This is a genomic window from Citrobacter sp. Marseille-Q5395 (assembly GCF_947057495.1).
Lineage (GTDB): Bacteria > Pseudomonadota > Gammaproteobacteria > Enterobacterales > Enterobacteriaceae > Citrobacter > Citrobacter murliniae.
Window position 1 is genome coordinate 16,831 of the sequence record NZ_CAMSEL010000023.1, and the last position, 21,575, is coordinate 38,405.

The 21,575-nt window shown below is 51.3% G+C and carries 19 protein-coding genes and 4 tRNA genes; 18 read left to right on the forward strand and 5 right to left on the reverse strand.

Annotated features, from left to right (window positions below; all coding sequences use genetic code 11):
- Nucleotides 1-4 precede the first annotated feature (4 nt).
- Nucleotides 5-1,273 carry an ATP-dependent RNA helicase RhlB gene (gene rhlB, locus OH663_RS21835; RefSeq protein WP_045449063.1) on the reverse strand — a complete coding sequence of 423 codons (1,269 nt, stop codon included), beginning with the start codon at nucleotides 1,271-1,273 and terminating at the stop codon, nucleotides 5-7.
- A 239-nt stretch (nucleotides 1,274-1,512) separates the two neighbouring features.
- On the opposite strand from rhlB, the gene trxA reads away from it, so the two are divergent.
- From trxA to OH663_RS21925, 18 genes are all read left to right on the forward strand, one after another.
- Nucleotides 1,513-1,842: a thioredoxin TrxA gene (gene trxA / locus OH663_RS21840; RefSeq protein WP_001280776.1), complete on the forward strand. Its 330-nt coding sequence runs from the start codon at nucleotides 1,513-1,515 to the stop codon at nucleotides 1,840-1,842.
- A 130-nt stretch (nucleotides 1,843-1,972) separates the two neighbouring features.
- Nucleotides 1,973-2,101 carry a rho operon leader peptide gene (locus OH663_RS21845; RefSeq protein ID WP_071829085.1) on the forward strand — a complete coding sequence of 43 codons (129 nt, stop codon included), beginning with the start codon at nucleotides 1,973-1,975 and terminating at the stop codon, nucleotides 2,099-2,101.
- A gap of 78 nt (nucleotides 2,102-2,179) precedes the next feature.
- Nucleotides 2,180-3,439, forward strand: a complete 1,260-nt coding sequence (gene rho, locus OH663_RS21850; RefSeq protein ID WP_002437993.1) for a transcription termination factor Rho — start codon at nucleotides 2,180-2,182, stop codon at nucleotides 3,437-3,439.
- A gap of 203 nt (nucleotides 3,440-3,642) precedes the next feature.
- On the forward strand, nucleotides 3,643-4,773 hold the full coding sequence (gene wecA, locus OH663_RS21855; protein WP_233617306.1) for a UDP-N-acetylglucosamine--undecaprenyl-phosphate N-acetylglucosaminephosphotransferase: 1,131 nt from the start codon (nucleotides 3,643-3,645) through the stop codon (nucleotides 4,771-4,773).
- Nucleotides 4,774-4,785: 12 nt separating this feature from the next.
- Nucleotides 4,786-5,832 carry an ECA polysaccharide chain length modulation protein gene (wzzE, locus tag OH663_RS21860; RefSeq protein ID WP_045449067.1) on the forward strand — a complete coding sequence of 349 codons (1,047 nt, stop codon included), beginning with the start codon at nucleotides 4,786-4,788 and terminating at the stop codon, nucleotides 5,830-5,832.
- A gap of 55 nt (nucleotides 5,833-5,887) precedes the next feature.
- Nucleotides 5,888-7,018 carry a non-hydrolyzing UDP-N-acetylglucosamine 2-epimerase gene (gene wecB, locus OH663_RS21865; protein WP_045449070.1) on the forward strand — a complete coding sequence of 377 codons (1,131 nt, stop codon included), beginning with the start codon at nucleotides 5,888-5,890 and terminating at the stop codon, nucleotides 7,016-7,018.
- Nucleotides 7,015-8,277 carry a UDP-N-acetyl-D-mannosamine dehydrogenase gene (wecC, locus tag OH663_RS21870; RefSeq protein ID WP_045449072.1) on the forward strand — a complete coding sequence of 421 codons (1,263 nt, stop codon included), beginning with the start codon at nucleotides 7,015-7,017 and terminating at the stop codon, nucleotides 8,275-8,277. The genes wecB and wecC overlap by 4 nt, the downstream gene beginning before the upstream one ends.
- A complete protein-coding gene (rffC, locus tag OH663_RS21875) occupies nucleotides 8,274-8,951 on the forward strand; it encodes a dTDP-4-amino-4,6-dideoxy-D-galactose acyltransferase (protein ID WP_045449082.1) in 678 nt (225 codons plus the stop codon). Before wecC ends, rffC begins: the two co-directional genes overlap by 4 nt.
- A 4-nt stretch (nucleotides 8,952-8,955) precedes the next feature.
- Entirely contained in the window at nucleotides 8,956-10,086 is a 1,131-nt protein-coding gene (gene rffA / locus OH663_RS21880) for a dTDP-4-amino-4,6-dideoxygalactose transaminase (RefSeq protein WP_200013136.1), read from the forward strand.
- A 1-nt stretch (nucleotide 10,087) separates the two neighbouring features.
- On the forward strand, nucleotides 10,088-11,338 hold the full coding sequence (wzxE, locus tag OH663_RS21885) for a lipid III flippase WzxE (protein ID WP_200013140.1): 1,251 nt from the start codon (nucleotides 10,088-10,090) through the stop codon (nucleotides 11,336-11,338).
- A complete protein-coding gene (locus OH663_RS21890; RefSeq protein ID WP_045449088.1) occupies nucleotides 11,335-12,414 on the forward strand; it encodes a TDP-N-acetylfucosamine:lipid II N-acetylfucosaminyltransferase in 1,080 nt (359 codons plus the stop codon). Before wzxE ends, OH663_RS21890 begins: the two co-directional genes overlap by 4 nt.
- On the forward strand, nucleotides 12,411-13,766 hold the full coding sequence (wzyE, locus tag OH663_RS21895) for an ECA oligosaccharide polymerase (RefSeq protein ID WP_200013142.1): 1,356 nt from the start codon (nucleotides 12,411-12,413) through the stop codon (nucleotides 13,764-13,766). The genes OH663_RS21890 and wzyE overlap by 4 nt, the downstream gene beginning before the upstream one ends.
- Nucleotides 13,766-14,506 carry a lipopolysaccharide N-acetylmannosaminouronosyltransferase gene (gene wecG / locus OH663_RS21900; RefSeq protein WP_045449092.1) on the forward strand — a complete coding sequence of 247 codons (741 nt, stop codon included), beginning with the start codon at nucleotides 13,766-13,768 and terminating at the stop codon, nucleotides 14,504-14,506. The genes wzyE and wecG overlap by 1 nt, the downstream gene beginning before the upstream one ends.
- Nucleotides 14,507-14,784: 278 nt before the next feature.
- Nucleotides 14,785-16,170, forward strand: a complete 1,386-nt coding sequence (thrP, locus tag OH663_RS21905; protein WP_200013144.1) for a bifunctional threonine/serine APC transporter ThrP — start codon at nucleotides 14,785-14,787, stop codon at nucleotides 16,168-16,170.
- A gap of 102 nt (nucleotides 16,171-16,272) precedes the next feature.
- Nucleotides 16,273-16,349, forward strand: a tRNA-Arg gene (locus OH663_RS21910).
- 59 nt (nucleotides 16,350-16,408) lie between these two features.
- Nucleotides 16,409-16,484, forward strand: a tRNA-His gene (locus OH663_RS21915).
- Between the two features lie 20 nt (nucleotides 16,485-16,504).
- Nucleotides 16,505-16,591 (forward strand) — tRNA-Leu (locus tag OH663_RS21920).
- Nucleotides 16,592-16,632: 41 nt separating this feature from the next.
- Nucleotides 16,633-16,709, forward strand: a tRNA-Pro gene (locus OH663_RS21925).
- Nucleotides 16,710-17,250: 541 nt separating this feature from the next.
- Here the strand turns inward: OH663_RS21925 and hemY are convergent.
- From hemY to hemC, 4 genes are read right to left on the reverse strand one after another with little or no spacing between them, the layout of a single operon-like run.
- Nucleotides 17,251-18,447 carry a protoheme IX biogenesis protein HemY gene (gene hemY, locus OH663_RS21930; RefSeq protein WP_045449098.1) on the reverse strand — a complete coding sequence of 399 codons (1,197 nt, stop codon included), beginning with the start codon at nucleotides 18,445-18,447 and terminating at the stop codon, nucleotides 17,251-17,253.
- 2 nt (nucleotides 18,448-18,449) lie between these two features.
- On the reverse strand, nucleotides 18,450-19,631 hold the full coding sequence (gene hemX, locus OH663_RS21935; protein WP_045449100.1) for a uroporphyrinogen-III C-methyltransferase: 1,182 nt from the start codon (nucleotides 19,629-19,631) through the stop codon (nucleotides 18,450-18,452).
- Nucleotides 19,632-19,652: 21 nt separating this feature from the next.
- Entirely contained in the window at nucleotides 19,653-20,393 is a 741-nt protein-coding gene (gene hemD / locus OH663_RS21940; RefSeq protein ID WP_200013147.1) for a uroporphyrinogen-III synthase, read from the reverse strand.
- Nucleotides 20,390-21,331, reverse strand: coding sequence for a hydroxymethylbilane synthase (hemC, locus tag OH663_RS21945; protein ID WP_045449853.1), 942 nt, complete (start codon nucleotides 21,329-21,331; stop codon nucleotides 20,390-20,392). The genes hemD and hemC overlap by 4 nt, the downstream gene beginning before the upstream one ends.
- Nucleotides 21,332-21,575 lie beyond the last annotated feature (244 nt).

Genomic DNA, 21,575 nt, shown 5'->3' on the forward strand with positions numbered 1-21,575 from the left:
TTAGTTAACCTGAACGACGACGATTACGTGGAGCACCACCAGTACGACGTGGGCCATTGCCAGGGCGCGAGCGCGTCAGGCGCAGCGGTTTTGGCAGATCGGTCATCAGCGCGTCTGGGTTGTACTTGCTAACCGGAATCGAGTGGCCGATATAGGTCTCGATTGCAGGTAAATTCAACGCGTACTCTTCACAGGCGAGGCTAATAGAGTGACCGCTCGCTCCAGCGCGACCCGTACGACCAATACGGTGAACGTAATCTTCACAGTCATCTGGCAGGTCATAGTTGAACACGTGTGTTACGGCCGGAATATGCAGACCACGCGCGGCAACATCAGTCGCAACAAGAATGTCGAGATCGCCACGGGTGAACTCTTCCAGAATACGCAGGCGTTTTTTCTGTGCCACGTCGCCAGTTAGCAGGCCTACGCGATGACCGTCGGCAGCAAGACTGCCCCAGATATCTTCACAGCGGTGCTTGGTATTGGCAAAAACAATGGCGCGATCCGGCCACTCTTCTTCAATCAGCGTTTGCAGCAAACGCATTTTCTCTTCATTTGAAGGATAGAAGAGCTCTTCTTTAATACGGTGACCTGTCTTCTGTTCCGGTTCGACTTCAACGTATTCGGCATTGTTCATCTGTTCGAACGCCAGTTCGCGAACGCGGTAAGAGAGGGTTGCGGAAAACAGCATGTTCAGACGCTGGTTGGTTGGCGGCATACGACGGAACAACCAACGGATATCTTTAATAAAGCCCAGATCGTACATGCGATCGGCTTCATCCAGTACGACGACCTGAATCGCGCCCAGGTTAATGTGGTTCTGCTTTGCGTAGTCAATTAGACGGCCAGTGGTGCCGATAAGAATATCGACCCCGCTCTCCAGCACTTTTAACTGCTTGTCGTAACCGTCGCCGCCATATGCCAGGCCTAATTTCAGTCCTGTTGTCTGCGCGAGTGGCTCGGCGTCTGCGTGGATCTGCACGGCTAACTCACGCGTTGGCGCCATAATTAACGCACGCGGTTGGTTCACCTTGCGATCGGCAATCGCGGGATGAGAGAGAAGGTAATGAAACGTTGACGTAAGAAACGCCATCGTTTTTCCGGTACCGGTTTGCGCCTGCCCTGCTACATCACGACCAGCCAGCGTAAGCGGGAGGGCCAGTGCCTGAATGGGCGTACAATTATGAAACCCTTTGTTTTCAAGGGCTTCTATCACCTTTGGGTGCAGGGCGAAGTCGGAAAACTTCTGTTCTGTTAAATGTGTTTTGCTCATAGTGTGGTAGAATATCAGCTTACTATTGCTTTACGAAAGCGTATCCGGTGAAATAAAGTCAACCTTTAGTTGGTTAATGCAGTACATAAAGCATTCATGATGCGTCGAGGCGGCAAGTGAATGAGTCACTGGAGCGTACAATAGTACGTGACTGGGACACAGAGCGCAGCCAACAATGAGGCAGCTTGAAGGATGATGTGTATACACCAACACACCAGGCTTATTCCTGTGGAGTTATTATGAGCGATAAAATTATTCACCTGACTGACGACAGTTTTGACACGGATGTACTCAAAGCGGACGGAGCTATCCTCGTTGATTTCTGGGCAGAGTGGTGCGGTCCGTGCAAAATGATCGCTCCGATTCTGGATGAAATCGCTGACGAATATCAGGGCAAATTGACGGTTGCTAAACTGAATATTGACCAAAACCCAGGCACCGCGCCGAAGTATGGTATCCGTGGCATCCCGACCCTGCTGCTGTTTAAAAACGGCGAAGTTGCGGCGACGAAAGTCGGCGCGCTGTCCAAAGGTCAGTTGAAAGAGTTCCTCGACGCCAACCTGGCGTAAGGAAGTATCATGATCGGGCGCCCATACTCCAAAATGATTCGGATGACTGGACGCCCGACTTGAGTCGTGCTAAGTTAGTGTTGACTTCGTATTAAACATACCTTATTAAGTTTGAATCTTGTTTTATCCACTGCTTCCCGTTGTTTCTCGTGCGAGAAGTGGACAGATTCCTGGCTTGTCACTCAATCCGTCTTGTCGTTTCAGTTCTGCGTACTTTCCTGTGACCAGACAGCGAACAGACATGAGTCGAAGGCCGTAAACAGGCATGGATGACCCTGCCATACCATTCACAACATTAAGTTCGAGATTTACCCCAAGTTTAAGAACTCACACCATTATGAATCTTACCGAATTAAAGAATACGCCGGTTTCTGAGCTGATCACTCTCGGCGAAAATATGGGTCTGGAAAACCTGGCTCGTATGCGCAAGCAGGACATTATTTTTGCCATCCTGAAGCAGCACGCAAAGAGTGGCGAAGATATCTTTGGTGACGGTGTGCTGGAGATATTGCAGGATGGATTTGGTTTCCTCCGCTCTGCAGACAGCTCCTACCTCGCCGGTCCTGATGACATCTACGTTTCTCCCAGCCAAATCCGCCGTTTCAACCTCCGCACTGGTGATACCATCTCCGGTAAGATTCGCCCGCCGAAAGAAGGTGAACGCTATTTTGCGCTGTTGAAAGTTAACGAAGTTAACTACGACAAACCGGAAAACGCCCGTAATAAAATTCTCTTTGAGAACTTAACGCCGCTGCACGCAAACTCTCGTCTGCGTATGGAGCGTGGTAACGGTTCTACTGAGGACTTAACGGCTCGCGTACTGGATCTGGCTTCTCCGATTGGCCGTGGCCAACGTGGTCTGATTGTGGCACCGCCGAAAGCGGGTAAAACCATGCTGTTGCAGAACATCGCACAGAGCATTGCCTACAATCACCCAGACTGCGTGCTGATGGTTCTGTTGATTGATGAACGCCCGGAAGAAGTGACCGAGATGCAGCGTTTGGTGAAAGGTGAAGTAGTTGCTTCTACCTTTGACGAACCGGCATCCCGTCACGTTCAGGTTGCTGAAATGGTTATCGAGAAAGCGAAACGTCTGGTTGAACACAAGAAAGACGTTATCATCCTGCTCGACTCCATCACTCGTCTGGCGCGTGCATACAACACCGTGGTTCCTGCTTCCGGTAAAGTGCTGACGGGTGGTGTGGATGCTAACGCTCTGCACCGTCCGAAGCGTTTCTTCGGTGCCGCGCGTAATGTGGAAGAGGGCGGTAGCCTGACCATCATTGCAACCGCGCTTATCGATACCGGCTCTAAAATGGATGAAGTTATCTACGAAGAGTTTAAAGGCACCGGTAACATGGAACTGCATCTCTCGCGTAAAATTGCTGAAAAACGCGTCTTCCCGGCTATCGACTACAACCGTTCTGGTACCCGTAAAGAAGAACTGCTCACGACTCAGGAAGAGCTGCAGAAAATGTGGATCCTGCGCAAAATTATCCATCCGATGGGTGAAATTGATGCGATGGAATTCCTCATTAATAAGCTGGCGATGACCAAGACCAATGACGACTTCTTCGATATGATGAAACGTTCGTAACTCTGGCATCATCCGAAAACGCCACGTTTTTACGTGGCGTTTTGCTTTTGCGATTCATCCTAATGTCTGGTCGGATAAACTAGTCATTATTGTCGGCGTCGAAGAGATGTCACAATGTGCGGCATGAACGACAAGAGGTCAGAAGTGTAATGTTTTAGTTGGTCTCTTCAAGGAGACCTCGTAACGCATTATACTTTAAGGAAATGATATATGCTGAGAGCACATACACTGTGAATTTACTCGCTGCTTTATCTGAGCTAATCAGTATTTTCTTATTCACTACCATTTTTATTTTTTTTGCGCGAAAAGTAGCCATAAAAATAGGTTTAGTGGATAAGCCTAATTTCCGCAAACGACACCAGGGGATCATTCCTTTAGTTGGTGGGATTTCTGTGTTTGCAGGAATTAATTTTATGTTTGGCCTCTCGGATTATTACATCCCGCATGCCTCGTTATACCTCTTTTGTGCTGGTGTGCTGGTGTTGATTGGCGCACTTGACGACCGTTTTGACATAAGCGTAAAGATACGAGCCGTTGTTCAGGCTGCGATTGCTATTGTTATGATGGTAAAAGGAAATCTTTATTTGAGTAGCCTGGGATATATCTTTGGTTCCTGGGAGTTGATACTCGGTCCCTTTGGTTATTTCCTCACCCTTTTTGCCGTTTGGGCAGCAATTAACGCCTTTAATATGGTAGATGGCATAGATGGATTATTAGGCGGATTGTCGAGCGTCTCATTCGCAGCGATGGGATTTATTCTGTGGTTTGATGGTCAGACTAGCCTGGCTATCTGGTGCTTTGCCATGATCGCCGCAATTCTACCTTATATCCTGCTGAACCTGGGGGTTCTTGGACGCCGTTATAAAGTCTTTATGGGCGATGCTGGTAGCACGCTGATTGGTTTCACCGTTATTTGGATCCTGCTGGAAACTACGCAGGGTAAAACGCATCCTATCAGCCCGGTTACCGCACTGTGGATTATCGCCATTCCGTTGATGGATATGGTGGCAATCATGTACCGTCGTTTGCGTAAAGGCATGAGTCCTTTCTCTGCTGATCGCCAGCACATTCATCATTTGGTGATGCGTGCGGGGTTTACTTCACGACAGGCATTTGTTCTGATTACGCTGGCCGCCGCGATTCTGGCCTCCATCGGTGTGCTGGCTGAATATTTTCGTTTGGTCCCTGAATGGGGCATGCTGGTGCTCTTTTTACTGGCATTTGGCCTTTATGGTTACTGCATTAAGCGAGCCTGGAAGGTGGCGAGATTTATCAAACGAGTGAAGCGCAGATTGCGAAGAATCCGTGAAAGCAAACCAAACTTAACCAAGTGAACTGAGGATGCGATGACACAACCATTACCGGGGGAAGACGCCGTGAGCGCTGAAAATGAACTGGATATTCGTGGCTTGTTTCGTACCTTGTGGGCAGGAAAGGTGTGGATTGTCGGTATAGCTCTCGCCTTTGCGCTCATTGCGCTCGCCTATACTTTTTTTGCCCGCCAGGAGTGGAGTGCAACGGCCATTTCGGACAAGCCTACGGTTAATATGTTGGGCGGATATTATTCCCAACAACAGTTTTTGCGTAATCTGGATATTAAGGCCAGCCTCGCGTCAACGGATCAACCGTCGGTAATGGATGAGGCTTATAAAGAATTTGTCATGCAACTTGCTTCCTGGGATACGCGCCGCGATTTCTGGCTGCAGACCGATTATTACAAGCAGCGTATGGTCGGTAACAGCAAAGCCGACGCGGCAATGCTGGATGAACTGATTAATAACATTCAGTTTATGGCTGGCGATGCAGCGCGCAATACCAATGACAGCGTGAAGCTAATTGCGGAAACGGCTCCTGACGCCAATAACCTGCTACGCCAGTATGTGGCGTTTGCCAGCCAGCGTGCGGCGGGTCATCTGAACGATGAGTTAAAAGGGGCGTGGGCTGCGCGCACTGTGCAAATGAAGGCGCAGGTTAAACGTCAGGAAGAAGTGGCAAAAGCTATTTTCTCTCGCGGTGTTCATAATATTGAGCAGGCGCTTAAAATTGCAGAACAAAATAACATTTCTCGCACATCAACCGATGTCCCTGCTGATGAATTACCTGATTCTGAACTGTTTTTACTCGGACGCCCGATGCTGCAGGCGCGACTCGAAAACCTGCAGGCTGTTGGCCCGGACTTCGATCTGGACTATTTTCAAAATCGGGCCATGCTGAACACGCTGAACGTGGGGCCAACTCTGGATTCGCGTTTTCAGACCTATCGTTATTTGCGAACGCCGGAAGAACCGGTAAAACGTGATAGCCCACGTCGTGCCTTCCTGATGATTATGTGGGGCATCGTTGGGGCTCTGATCGGTGCCGGTGTCGCGTTAACCCGTCGTCGCTCGATTTAGCAACTCCGTTGCAGTGAGGGGCTGGGCCCTCACTGCCAATCCTAAGAGAATCGATGTGAAAGTACTGACTGTATTTGGCACGCGACCAGAGGCTATTAAAATGGCACCTCTGGTTCATGCGCTGGCAAAAGATCCTGATTTTGAAGCGAAAGTTTGCGTCACTGCGCAGCATCGGGAGATGCTCGATCAGGTGTTAAACCTCTTTTCTATTGTACCTGACTACGATCTCAATATTATGCAGCCAGGCCAGGGACTCACAGAAATTACCTGCCGAATCCTGGAAGGATTAAAACCCATTCTGGCTGAGTTTAAACCCGATGTCGTATTGGTGCACGGTGATACCACAACGACAATAGCCACCAGTCTGGCCGCCTTTTACCAGCGTATTCCGGTGGGGCATGTTGAGGCTGGATTGCGAACTGGCGATCTCTACTCACCCTGGCCGGAAGAGGCAAACCGCACGCTGACAGGGCGTCTGGCAATGTATCATTTTGCTCCAACCGAAAATTCACGCCAAAATTTATTACGCGAAACAATTCCCGATGACCGTATTTTTGTCACGGGCAATACGGTTATTGATGCATTGATCTGGGTTCGGGATCGCGTACTCGAGAATGAAACGCTGCGCGCTGAACTGGCTGAACACTATCCTTTCCTTCGTTCTGATAAAAAGATGATCCTGGTGACCGGTCATCGTCGGGAAAGCTTCGGTCGCGGTTTTGAGCAAATTTGCCATGCGCTGGCGGAAATTGCTGCAGCAAATCAGAATGTGCAAATTGTCTATCCGGTACACCTGAACCCTAATGTCAGCGAGCCGGTTAATCGCATCCTGGGCCACGTTGAAAACGTGATTCTGATTGAACCTCAGGACTACTTGCCGTTCGTCTGGTTGATGAACCATGCCTGGCTGATCCTTACCGATTCCGGCGGGATTCAGGAAGAAGCCCCCTCTCTGGGCAAACCTGTGTTGGTGATGCGTGAAACGACTGAACGCCCGGAGGCCATCACTGCAGGTACTGTTCGTCTGGTGGGAACAGACTCGCAGCGAATTGTGGAAGAAGTCACCCGTTTGCTGCATGACGAAAATGAATATCAGACCATGAGCCGCGCCCATAATCCGTATGGTGACGGGCAGGCGTGTGGCCGCATTTTACACGCGTTAAAAAATAATCGGATATCGCTATGAGTTTTACGACCATTTCTGTCATCGGGCTGGGTTATATCGGGCTGCCAACGGCAGCCGCCTTTGCTTCCCGTCAAAAACATGTCATTGGCGTAGATGTAAATCAACATGCGGTAGATACCATTAACCGTGGTGAAATCCATATTGTTGAACCGGATCTGGGTATCGCGGTGAAAACAGCAGTCGAAGATGGATATCTTCGCGCTACCACAACACCCGTAGAAGCTGATGCGTATTTAATTGCCGTACCAACACCGTTTAAAGGGGAACATGAACCCGATATGGTGTACGTCGAGGCTGCCGCGAAGTCTCTTGCACCAGTGCTAAAAAAAGGGGCATTGGTGATCCTCGAATCGACTTCACCTGTAGGATCAACGGAACAGATGGCTGCGTGGCTTGCAGAAATGCGGCCCGACCTGACTTTTCCACAGCAGGTAGGGGAACAGGCAGACGTAAATATTGCGTACTGTCCAGAACGTGTTCTGCCAGGCCAGGTGATGGTTGAGCTAATTAAAAACGATCGCGTGATTGGCGGGATGACCCCCGTCTGTTCCGCGCGTGCCAGCGAGCTGTACAACATCTTCCTTGAAGGTGAGTGTGTGGTGACCAATTCCCGTACGGCGGAAATGTGCAAGCTGACTGAGAATAGCTTCCGCGATGTCAATATTGCTTTTGCCAATGAACTGTCACTGATTTGTGCCGATCAGGGGATTAACGTCTGGGAACTGATCCGTCTGGCGAACCGCCATCCACGCGTGAATATTCTGCAGCCTGGACCGGGGGTTGGTGGGCACTGTATTGCGGTCGATCCGTGGTTTATCGTGGCACAGAACCCAGAGCAGGCGAAATTAATCCGCATCGCGCGTGAAGTGAATGATGGCAAACCTCACTGGGTCGTTGATCGGGTAAAAGCCGCCGTGGCGGACTGCCTCACGGAGAGTAACAAACGTGCCAGCGAAGTGAAAATTGCCTGTTTTGGTCTGGCATTTAAACCGAATATCGACGATTTACGTGAAAGCCCGGCGATGGGAATTGCGCAAAGTATTGCGCATTGGCATAGCGGCGAAACGTTGGTGGTGGAACCGAATATTCATCAATTGCCGAAAAAACTGGATGGTCTTTGCACGCTGGCGAAACTGGATGATGCGCTGACAAGCGCAGATGTGCTGGTAATGCTGGTTGACCATAATGAATTTAAAGCCATTAAGGGCGATGCGGTTCAACAGCAGTATGTGGTTGATACCAAGGGAGTCTGGCGGTGACAATCCGTGCCAGTATTGAGCCCCTTATCTGGGAAAATACGTTCTTTGGCGTTAATAGCGCCATTGTACGTTTTGACCCGCACGGGGCGGTCCTGACTGCGGAAGCATTGCAGTCCTGGGGACGGGTACAGGCAAAAATTCCCGCCGCGAACACTCACGAATTAGACGTTTTGCAGCAACTGGGTTTCTCGCTGGTAGAAGGCGAAGTGGATTTTGTGTTGCCGGTAACGCGCGTCTGCGATAATTCCGGCGTGCAGGTGGCGCAACCCGCAGATATCCCGGCACTACGCCAGCTCGCGAGCCAGGCGTTCGCACAAAGCCGCTTTCGTGCTCCATGGTATGCGCCGGATGCCAGCGCCCGTTTCTACGCGCAGTGGATTGAAAATGCGGTGTTGGGCACATTCGATCATCAATGCCTCGTTTTTCGCACAGCGACAGACGAGATCCGCGGGTATGTCTCGCTGCGTGAGCTGAATAACACTGACGTGCGAATTGGCCTGTTGGCAGGTCGCGGTGTGGGTGCAGAATTAATGCAGGCGGCGCTTTTCTGGGCGCAGGCTCGCGGTAAAACAACATTGCGGGTGGCGACCCAGATGGGCAACACCGCCGCGCTTAAACGTTATATACAGAGTGGTGCGAATGTGGAAAGCACCGCGTACTGGTTATACAGGTGACAAAATGATTCCATTTAACGCACCGCCGGTGGTGGGAACCGAGCTTGAGTATATGCAGTCTGCGATGAGCAGCGGCAAACTGTGTGGCGATGGCGGTTTTACCCGTCGTTGCCAGCAGTGGCTGGAACAGCATTTTGGCAGTGAGAAAGTGCTGCTGACGCCGTCCTGTACTGCATCACTTGAGATGGCAGCATTGTTGCTGGATATCCAGCCTGATGATGAAGTTATCATGCCAAGCTACACCTTCGTCTCCACCGCTAATGCCTTCGTGTTGCGCGGGGCAAAAATCGTCTTTGTTGATGTCCGACCAGATACCATGAACATTGACGAAACGCTGATTGAAGCGGCGATCACCGACAAAACCCGCGCTATCGTACCGGTGCATTACGCGGGCGTCGCCTGCGAAATGGATACCATTATGGCGCTGGCGACACGGTACAATCTGTTTGTAGTGGAGGATGCTGCACAGGGCGTAATGTCTACCTACAAGGGACGTGCGCTGGGAACGATTGGTCACATTGGGTGTTTCAGCTTCCACGAAACCAAAAACTACACCGCGGGTGGTGAAGGTGGCGCAACGCTGATTAACGACCGTAAATTAATCGAACGTGCTGAGATCATCCGTGAAAAAGGCACCAACCGCAGTCAGTTTTTCCGCGGCCAGGTGGATAAATATACTTGGCGGGATATCGGCTCCAGCTATCTGATGTCCGATCTGCAGGCTGCCTATCTGTGGGCGCAACTGGAAGTGGCCGATCGTATCAATCAGCAGCGTCTGGCATTGTGGCAAAACTACTACGATGCACTTGAGCCGCTGGCGAAAGCCGGGCGGATTGACCTGCCTTCCATACCGGATGGTTGCGTGCAAAACGCCCATATGTTTTACATCAAGCTGCGTGATATTGATGATCGCACGGCGTTGATTAACTTCCTCAAAGAAGCCGAAATTATGGCGGTATTCCATTATATCCCGCTGCATGATTGCCCGGCTGGCGATAAATTTGGTGAGTTCGCGGGTGTCGATCGTTACACCACCAAAGAAAGCGAGCGCCTGCTACGCCTGCCGCTGTTTTACAATCTGTCGCCGGTGAACCAGCGCACAGTAATTACGACCCTGTTGAACTACTTCGCCTGAGATGTCGCTTGCTAAAGCGTCCCTTTGGACGGCAGCCAGTACGCTGGTAAAAATCGGTGCAGGCTTGTTGGTGGTAAAACTGCTGGCGGTGTCGTTTGGCCCTGCGGGAGTCGGGCAGGCGGGTAACTTTCGTCAGATGGTCACTGTGCTGGGCGTGCTGGCAGGAGCCGGAATTTTCAACGGTGTCACAAAGTATGTGGCACAGCATCATGATGATCCGGCGCGGCTACGCAACGTGGTTGGCACATCTTCCGCCATGGTGTTGGGATTCTCCACACTGATGGCCGTGATCTTTTTGTTGGCGGCTGCGCCCATAAGCCAGGGTTTGTTTGGTCATACGCATTACCAGGGGCTGGTGCGTCTGGTTGCGCTGGTACAGATGGGTATTGCCTGGGCGAATCTCTTACTGGCGTTAATGAAAGGCTTCCGTGATGCCGCAGGCAATGCACTGTCGCTGATTGTTGGCAGTCTGGTCGGTGTTGTGGCTTATTATGGCTGCTATCGACTGGGGGGCTATGAAGGTGCTTTGCTGGGCCTGGCGCTGGTGCCTGCGCTGGTGGTTGTGCCAGCCAGTTTTATGCTGATCAAGCGTGGAACCATTCCACTGCACTACCTGAAACCCTCATGGGATAACAGTCTGGCAGGGCAGTTAAGCAAGTTTACGCTGATGGCGCTGATCACCTCTGTGACGCTGCCAGTGGCATATGTAATGATGCGAAACCTTCTGGCTGCGCATTACAGCTGGGATGATGTTGGGATCTGGCAAGGGGTAAGCAGTATCTCCGATGCCTATCTGCAATTTATCACCGCCTCATTCAGCGTTTATTTGCTGCCGACGTTGTCGCGCCTGAGCGAAAAGCGTGACATTACGCGTGAAGTGGTGAAGTCGCTGAAGTTTGTGTTACCGGCGGTTGCCGCCGCGAGTTTTACCGTTTGGTTACTGCGTGATTTTGCTATCTGGCTGCTCTTTTCCGCTAAATTTACTGCCATGCGAGACCTGTTTGCCTGGCAACTGGTGGGCGATGTACTGAAGGTCGGTGCTTACGTTTTCGGGTATCTGGTGATCGCGAAGGCGTCGCTGCGGTTTTATATTTTGGCTGAAATTAGCCAGTTCATTTTGTTGACGGCATTTGCCCACTGGCTGATCCCCGCGCATGGCGCTCTGGGGGCAGCGCAGGCTTATATGGCAACCTATGTGGTCTATTTTTCTCTTTGCTGTGGCGTATTTTTACTCTGGTGTAGGCGGGCATGACAGTACTGGTTCACGTTCTGGGATCGGATATCCCTCACCATAATCAAACCGTACTGCGGTTTTTTAATGATTCGCTGGCCGCGACGAGCGAGCACGCGCGCGTATTTATGGTTGCAGGTCAGGATGCGGGATTCAGTGCAAGCTGCCCGGCGTTATCGCTGAGCTTCTATGGCGGAAAAAAGGCACTGGCGGAAGCGGTAATCGCGAAAGCGAAAGCAGATCGCCAGCAGCGTTTCTTCTTCCATGGTCAGTTCAACACCAGCCTGTGGCTGGCGCTGTTGAGCGGAGGAATTAAACCAGAGCAGTTTTACTGGCATATCTGGGGCGCAGATTTGTATGAAGTCTCCAGTGGGCTGAAATTCCGCCTGTTTTATCCGATTCGCCGCATGGCGCAAAACCGTGTGGGCTGCGTGTTTGCCACTCGAGGTGATTTGAGCTATTTCGCACAGCAGCATCCCCGTGTGCGCGGTGAACTGCTCTATTTCCCTACGCGTATGGATCCGTCGCTGAATAATATGGGCAGCGAGTGCGAACGCAGCGGGAAAATGACGATTCTTGTAGGTAATTCTGGCGATCGCAGCAATGAACATATCGCAGCGTTACGCGCCGTACATCAGCAGTTCGGTGATACGGTGAACGTTATTGTGCCAATGGGCTATCCGGCTAATAACGGGGCGTATATTGATGAAGTACGCCAGGCTGGCCAGGAATTATTTAGTGCAGGAAATCTGCAAATTCTAAGTGAAAAACTGGAATTTGATGCCTATCTGGCATTACTGCGTCAGTGCGATCTCGGTTACTTTATTTTTGCACGCCAGCAAGGGATTGGTACATTGTGTTTGCTGATCCAGGCCGGTATTCCGTGCGTGCTAAACCGCGAAAACCCTTTCTGGCAGGATATGGCAGAGCAGCACCTCCCGGTACTGTTTACCACCGATGAACTCAATGCCGATGTTGTGCGTGAAGCGCAGCGTCAGTTGGCCTCGGTTGATAAAAGCACGATTACCTTTTTTAGCCCGAATTACCTGCAACCGTGGCATAACGCGCTGAGCATTGCCTCCGGAGAAACCCTATGAGTCTGATGCAATTCAGCGGTCTGCTGGTAGTATGGCTACTCTCTACCTTATTTATCGCTACGCTGACCTGGTTTGAGTTTCGACGTGTGCGCTTTAACTTCAATGTGTTCTTCTCATTGCTGTTTTTGCTGACGTTTTTCTTCGGATTTCCCCTGACCAGCGTACTGGTGTTCCGTTTCGACGTCGCGGTCGCCCCACCGGAAATTCTGTTACAGGCACTGCTTTCCGCCGCCTGTTTCTATGCCGTCTACTACGTGACCTATAAAACGCGTTTACGTAAGCGAATACCGGAAAAGTCACGCAAACCGCTGTTTACCATCAACCGCGTTGAGGCCCATCTGACATGGATTATCCTGATGGCGATTGCGCTGGTGAGTGTAGGCATTTTCTTTATGCACAACGGTTTCCTGTTATTCAGATTGCAGTCCTATAGCCAGATCTTCTCCAGTGAAGTTTCTGGTGTGGCCCTGAAACGCTTCTTCTACTTCTTCATTCCGGCAATGCTGGTGGTGTATTTCCTGCGCCAGGATAGTAAAGCGTGGCTGTTCTTCCTGGTGAGCACCGTCGCGTTTGGTCTTCTGACTTATATGATTGTTGGCGGCACGCGCGCCAATATCATTATCGCGTTTGCCATCTTCTTGTTTATCGGCATTATTCGCGGCTGGATTTCACTGTGGATGCTGGCTGCGGCCGGTGTGCTGGGAATTGTCGGCATGTTCTGGCTGGCATTGAAGCGCTACGGGATGAACGTGAGCGGCGATGAGGCATTCTATACGTTCCTGTATCTCACGAGGGATACCTTCTCACCGTGGGAGAATCTGGCGCTGTTACTGCAGAATTACCACAATATTGAGTTCCAGGGACTGGCACCGATTGTCCGTGATTTCTACGTTTTTATTCCCTCCTGGCTGTGGCCTGGACGGCCGAGTATCGTACTCAACTCTGCGAACTATTTTACCTGGGAAGTGCTGAACAACCACTCGGGCCTGGCTATCTCTCCAACGTTGATTGGTTCGCTGGTGGTTATGGGGGGAGCGTTGTTTATCCCGTTAGGCGCGATCGTGGTCGGGTTGATAATCAAATGGTTCGACTGGCTGTATGAGTTAGGCAATCAGGAAAAAAACCGTTATAAGGCGGCGATTTTGCACAGCTTCTGTTTTGGTGCCATTTTCAATATGATCGTTTTGGCACGAGAAGGGTTGGATTCGTTTGTCTCGCGAGTGGTCTTTTTCCTCGTGATTTTTGGTGTCTGTTTGCTGGTAGCAAAATTATTGTACTGGCTGTTTGATAGTGCAGGACTTGTCCATAGACGAATAAAGACGCTGCCCCGGACACAGGTTGAAGGATCGTAATGACAGATAATACAACTGCGCCGCTATATTCGCTGCGCGGATTAAAACTTATTGGCTGGCGTGATATGCAGCATGCGCTGAATTACCTGTTTGCTGAGGGGCATCTCAGACAGGGGACGCTGGTGGCTATTAACGCCGAGAAAATGCTAACGGCGGAAGATAACCCGGAGGTTCGGGCTTTGATTGATGCCGCCGAGTTCAAGTATGCAGATGGAATTAGCGTGGTGCGCTCCGTGCGTAAAAAATACCCACAAGCACAGGTTTCACGCGTGGCCGGAGCCGATCTCTGGGAAGCCTTGATGGCGCGCGCTGGGCGGGAGAGCACACCCGTATTCCTGGTTGGTGGTAAGCCAGAGGTACTGGCGCAAACAGAAGCAAAACTGCGAGCACAGTGGCGCGTCAATATTGTTGGTAGCCAGGACGGATATTTCACGCCAGAGCAGCGGCAGGCATTGTTTGAACGTATTCATGCCAGCGGTGCGCAGATTGTTACGGTGGCAATGGGTTCGCCTAAACAAGAGATTTTTATGCGCGATTGCCGCCTGGTACATCCGAATGCGCTGTATATGGGGGTGGGTGGCACCTATGATGTGTTTACCGGACACGTAAAGCGAGCGCCTAAATTCTGGCAGAATTTGGGGCTGGAGTGGCTGTACCGCTTACTGTCACAGCCGAGCCGTATTACCCGTCAACTTCGTTTATTGCGCTATCTCCGCTGGCACTATACCGGCAATCTCTAACATTTTCTCTCCTCTGATAAGTAGTGTGTTCTGCTAAATGCGCTACTTATTCACAACATAATCGCTGCTTTCTCGCACAATCTATTTATTTTTTGAATGCTTTAATTGCCATTTAGACGATTTTAAGAAACCATTCGCAACAATCATTTCAGTGTCGTGGTGTTTTTGGCGCCAACCGTAAAGCGGTCGGCGCTGGATGGCCTGTTATGGCATAAGAAGATGTACCCATAACGATAACCGGTAATACCGGAAACAATACAAACACAACAAGAGGATTTATGGCAGAGAACAAACCAGAGCTACAGCGTGGGCTGGAGGCTCGTCATATCGAATTGATTGCCCTTGGGGGCACCATTGGCGTCGGATTGTTTATGGGCGCCGCCAGTACCCTGAAATGGGCGGGGCCATCGGTCCTGTTGGCGTATATCGTTGCCGGACTATTTGTCTTCTTTATCATGCGTTCCATGGGCGAGATGTTGTTCCTGGAGCCGGTTGCCGGTTCGTTCGCCGTTTACGCTCACCGCTATATGAGCCCTTTCTTTGGTTATCTCACCGCCTGGTCATACTGGTTTATGTGGATGGCTGTGGGGATCTCGGAGATTACCGCCATTGGGGTCTACGTGCAGTTCTGGTTCCCGGAAATGGCGCAGTGGATACCCGCGCTGATTGCCGTAGGCCTGGTGGCGCTGGCAAATCTGGCTGCGGTTCGCCTGTATGGTGAAATTGAATTCTGGTTTGCCATGATCAAAGTGACAACCATCATTGTGATGATTGTTATAGGAGTGGGTGTCATTTTCTTCGGCTTTGGTAATGGTGGTCAGGCGATTGGCTTCAGCAACCTGACTGAACACGGCGGCTTCTTTGCCGGCGGCTGGAAAGGCTTTCTGACTGCATTGTGTATTGTGGTAGCCTCCTACCAGGGCGTGGAGCTAATCGGTATCACGGCGGGCGAAGCCAAAAACCCACAGGTCACGTTGCGTAGCGCGGTAGGTAAGGTGTTGTGGCGTATCCTGATTTTCTATGTAGGCGCGATCTTCGTTATCGTCACCATCTTCCCGTGGAATGAGATCGGTAGCAACGGTAGCCCGTTTGTTCTCACGTTTGCCAAAATTGGTATTACCGCTGCGGCCGGGATTATCAACTTTGTGGTCCTGACGGCAGCGCTTTCTGGTTGCAACAGTGGGATGTATAGCTGCGGCCGCATGCTCTACGCCCTGGCGAAGAATCGTCAGTTGCCTGCGGTTGTCGGAAAAGTCTCTCGTCATGGCGTGCCAGTTGCCGGCGTTGCGATTTCTATCGCCATCTTGCTGATTGGCTCATGCCTGAACTACATCATTCCGAATCCGCAGCGCGTATTTGTCTATGTCTATAGCGCCAGCGTGTTGCCGGGCATGGTGCCGTGGTTTGTGATCCTGATAAGCCAGCTGCGTTTTCGCAAAGCGCACAAAGACGCGATTGCCAGCCATCCCTTCCGTTCCATTTCGTTCCCGTGGGCGAATTATTTGACGATGGCGTTCCTGGTTTGCGTATTAATCGGTATGTACTTTAATGAAGATACCCGTATGTCGCTTTTTGTCGGTATCGCCTTCCTGCTGGGTGTGACGCTCATTTATAAGGTTTTTGGCCTGAATCGTCATGGTGTGGCCCAAAAACTGGAGGAATAAGCGACAAAACGCACAAAGCATGACCAAACGATAATTTATTTTAAAAAAGCACTAGACAGCAGACCGAGACCTCCGTAATATCCAGCCCCGCAACGGCGCTAAGCGCCCGTAGCTCAGCTGGATAGAGCGCTGCCCTCCGGAGGCAGAGGTCTCAGGTTCGAATCCTGTCGGGCGCACCATTATTTAGTAAGGTGCCGGAGCTGCGGTGGTTTTAATACCGCGTAAAAGATTTGCAGTGGTGGCTATAGCTCAGTTGGTAGAGCCCTGGATTGTGATTCCAGTTGTCGTGGGTTCGAATCCCATTAGCCACCCCATTAATTTAAAGTTGTGAAATGCGAAGGTGGCGGAATTGGTAGACGCGCTAGCTTCAGGTGTTAGTGTTCTTACGGACGTGGGGGTTCAAGTCCCCCCCCTCGCACCACGACTTAAAGAATTGAACTAAAAATTCAAAAAGCAGTAAAACGGCGAGTAGCGCAGCTTGGTAGCGCAACTGGTTTGGGACCAGTGGGTCGGAGGTTCGAATCCTCTCTCGCCGACCAATTTTGAACCCCGCTTCGGCGGGGTTTTTTGTTTTCTGATTTCCCTTTCTCTCTGCTCTTGTGCCAGTCAATACCGGCGTTACGCCACCAATCTGATCTGAATTACCTGATGTCCTAAAAATCCCGAAGACCTGGTTTTTGCAGTGCAATCATGCCATGTGTTGTGCGATAATATTTGGGTAGATGCTCATTCCATCTCTTATGTTCGCCATCAGGCCTCATAAACTCAGGAATGACGCAGAGCCGTTTACGGTGCTTATCGTCCACTGACAGATGTCGCTTAGCCTCATCGAACACCATGGACATAACGTTGAGTGAAGCACCCATTTATGTTGTCATACAGACCTGTTTAACGCCTGCTCTTAACCGAGCGGGCGTTTTTTTATGCATACACTTCACTCTTCAGACGCCTCTTTATTGGCGGCGTCCTCTCACCCTGCTACTTACTTATGTAAGTGCTCTGAGTTTGTCTCAATGTGTTTCGAATGATTCTGTGTATTGGTGTAAGCCCGGTAAGCATTTCGCTACCGGGCTTAAAGGATTACTGCGGGGGATTGTTCTGTAGTGTCAGCATTAAGCCATCACGGCGCATGGTAGCGGCCTCTTCCGGCTGATGCAGTCTGTCCAGCGCATCAGCAAGCCACGCGTAGTCGTATGCATCCGGGCGTTGTTTGAGCGCCGCACGGAAGGCGAGAGTGGCTTCCTGCCATTCGCCGTGCTTCATCAACGACTGACCAAGCGTACTCCACAACAGCGGACGATCGCCCACGGCTTTAATCTGCTGGCGCAGAACTTTTTCAATCTGCTCTGGGTTGTTTGTTTTCAGACGCGGGATTGGCAGCACCAGACGGTCATCATACTGACGTTTCAGGCCGTCGATGATGATCTGTTGTGCTGTATCGTGATCGTCGCACTCAATCAGATGTTCCGCCATTGCCACCTGCAGAGCGATCTGATGACGGGTCTTACGGTTTTGATTTTTCCACCAGGCACGTAGCCCCTCACTGCCCTGATCGGCACGAACCTGATCCATCAGGCCAACCCATGCCTGCTGTTCCAGCATGGCGCGGTGCTCTTCATCACCAACGTGCGTTTTTGCCATGGATGGAATGATATCCAGCAGGGAACTCCATGCGCCAGTGCGAATGTAAGCCTGCTCAGCCAGACGCAATACTTCCGGGTGACGTGGAGTCACCTCCAGCAGTTTATCTACACTATGGCGCGCGGCGTGATTTTCATTCCGGGCCAGTTGCAGGCGAACGCGAGCGATCTCTACCGGAATCGTGTCATTTCCGGCGAGCTCGGCTGCGCGCTCAAGGTGTTGATTGGCCCGAGCCTCGTCACCACGTTGTTGAGCCGCTTCTGCCGCCAGAAGGTAATTCACCACCGGCTGTTCTGCGTGATCGGCATTTTTCGACATCAGTTTTTCGACTTGCTGATAATCGCCTTCTGCCAGCTTGAGCAGCGCCTGTTCGGTCTGTTTGCGGGCGCGGCGGCGCTTGCGACCGACGAACCAGCCACGCGTGTGTGCGCCGGTACGGAAAATACGACGCAGCAACCACTCAATCGCAAACAGGACCACCATGGTGACGATCAGAATGATCACCAGGCCAGTTACGCTGGTCTCGATGTTGTAGTTATCCGTCTGGATCAGTACGTAGCCTTGATGACCGGCAATCATCGGACCGATGACGATCCCGGCGATCAACAGCACAAAGAGCAATAATACTTTTAGCATCGTTACTCTCCTTGCGGCGCGGTTGCCGGGGTTTCTGCCTGAGGCGCTGGCGCAGGAGCGGCTTCAACCGGAGATGTTGCTGGCTGGGCCAGTAAATTACGCACACGGGTCTGCATTAATTTCTCAAGAATGGTCTGACTTTGAAGCGTTTCTGGTACATCCATACTGATGCTTTGTTGGCTTAGTTGGTCCACTTCTTCAAGGAAGGCTTTCGTCGCTGCATCGTCGGTATCGTAGTACGCGCGCACCCAGGTGGAGACATTTTCCAGCGCCTGCCGGTATGTCTCTTCTTGATGGCGTGGTACGGCCTGCGCGGCCACTAACAGACGGGAGCGGATGTTCTCACGTAAGTACACGTCCTGATTTGGTGCTAACAGCGGTACGGCGGTTTCATCGCGACGTCGAATGGTAATAAAGCTGTCCATAAAATTTTGCCAGCTTTTTTGCAGATTGACGCGCCATTCGCTAATGGAGCTGGAAAGCTCGCTGCTGTCGGAGTCCATCGGCGAATCATCAGTATCATTGTCGGCCAGACGTAGGTTATCAATCTGATTAGACAACTGATTTATCTTGAGAATGATGCCGTCATAATCCACCTGAGAGACAGAAGAGAGGCTGGCGATATCATCAGTAATCGCTCGACGGGCGGTGATTAAACTTGGATCGTTCATATCGGCCAGGCTGGCATCGGCGCTTTTCAATAGCGCCGCTGCGGTGGTAACGTCCTGATCGCTCCATAATTTACGACCGGCCAGTTTCACCAGAAAATCGGCCTGCGCCAGCAGCCATGTTTTAGCATCGCTGCCAGAGATTGTGGCAACCTTTTGCTGCACTTCATCAAGCTGTTTAGCCAGTGCTGCTTGCTGACGGTTTGCTTCATCCAGCAGTGTTGCCTGCTGTTTAATAATACCTTCCAGCTCAGTTTTCTGGTTTTCCTGCGCTTTTTGCAGCGCCGTGAGCTGATTAGCCAACGCATCGCTGGTTGCAGTCTGTGTTGTTGCCTGTTGTTTCCCCCAGCCATACAGTCCGACGCCTGCCGCCAGCGCAATAGCAATCGCTACTGCACTTAGTATCAGTGCGGTGCTGCCCTTGCTCTTTTTTTCAGCATTGACTGACTGTGACGTGGTTTCCACGGCCTCCCTGGTCTCTTCAACCACGGCGGAGGATTTTTCTTGTTCCGTCATTATGGCATCCCATTATGAGAGTTATTGTAATGCGCGTAGCAGCGCATCGTTGTCGGCGTTATCAGCGACCTTAATATCTTGCCAGCCCAGTTCCCGGGCGAGGTGCGCCAGACGCTCACTGACGACCAGCAGCCGACTGCGTAGTAACCAGTGCTCACGATACCACTGCGGAATGAGCGACCAGAGCTGTTGTAGCATCTCTCCGCTGGTGACAACCACCGTCGTCACGCCGCGAGATTGCCATCGCATCGCTTCTTCTGCACCATCGTAATACTTTGCACTGCGTTGATAACATTCACAAAAATCTACATTGGCCCCACGTGCTTTCAGAGTTTCGCCTATCAACTCCCGACCGCCGTTGCCGCGTAAAATAAGCGCTTTTTTTCCCGCAATATTTTGTAATTCAGGTAATTGTAGCAAGACTTCGCTAATTTCCCGATCCAGAGGATAGTGAATATTGCATCCATTAACGGTATGGAGCGCCAATGCCGTGGTGCGGCCAATGGCAAAATAGCGCGGGAGGGAGGGCCAGCGTTCTCCTTGCTGCTGAAGCTGAGCATCAGCAAAAGTGACCGCGTGCTGCGAGAGAGCTAAAACCAGATCGTTTTCCGTCAGTGTCGACAGGCGGGAGGCTAGCGTTGCCAGTTCCCTGCCTGGCGAAAACTCAATGAGCGGAAAGCTCCAGGCCACCTGCCCCTGTGTGCGCAGACGGCTCACTAACTCTTCCCCTGCGGGAGATGGGCGGGTGACCAGAATACTCATGCGGGTGCTTCTCCGTTATAAACATCAGCCAGAATGGCGCGTGCACCGTTTTCCAACAGTTCTTCCGCCAGAGAAATGCCCATTTGTTCGGCATTATTTGGTGTGCCGCGACGTTCCCCGCAAACCATCTGTGAACCGTCAGGAGCACCGACCAGCGCACGTAGCCAAATCTCACCGTTAATGAGCTCAGCATAGCTGCCGATGGGCACCTGACAACCCCCTTCCAGGCGGGTGTTCATTGCGCGTTCGGCTTTTACACGCAGAGCGGTTTCTTCATGGTTGAGCGGTGCTAACAGTGCTTGAGTACGCAGATCATCGAGTCGACATTCTATGCCTACTGCGCCCTGTCCGACAGCTGGAAGAGAGACTTCCGGCGACAGCGCTGTGCGGATCCGCGACTCCAGCCCTAAGCGTTTTAACCCGGCTACGGCCAGAATAATCGCATCATAGTCGCCGTTATCCAGTTTGCTCAGGCGTGTTCCCACGTTGCCGCGTAGCGAACGGATAACGAGATCCGGGCGACGTTTAGCCAACTGGCACTGGCGACGTAAGCTGGATGTTCCAACGATGCTGCCTGCAGGAAGTTCATCCAGCGTGTTGTACTTATTCGAGACAAAAGCATCGCGTGGATCTTCGCGTTCGCAAATAGTGACCAGTCCGAGTCCTTCAGGGAATTCCACCGGCACATCCTTCATGGAATGCACGGCGATATCGGCACGTTTTTCCAGCAGCGCGACTTCCAACTCTTTAACAAACAAACCTTTACCCCCCACTTTTGCCAGTGGAGTATCCAGAATCACATCGCCACGGGTCACCATAGGTACCAGTTCTACGATCAGACCGGGGTGGTTTGCCATTAAGGCGTCTTTGACATAATGTGCCTGCCAGAGCGCAAGGGGGCTTTGGCGTGTGGCAATTCTCAAAACATTGTCTAACATGCTTGTTACCGTCATTATCAATCATTGACCATCCTAACATCCTTATCAAAGGGATGTCAGCGTTACGCTCAAACGTTAGTGAGAGGAAAAAGGCGCTGCATCATCACTGGCAGTGATTAATGACGAGAAACCTCCCGACCGTATGAAGGAATTTACACGTAACGAACGGTGCTACACTTGTATGTAGCGCATCTTTCTTTACGGTCAATGAGCAAGGTGTTAAATTGATCACGTTTTAGACCAT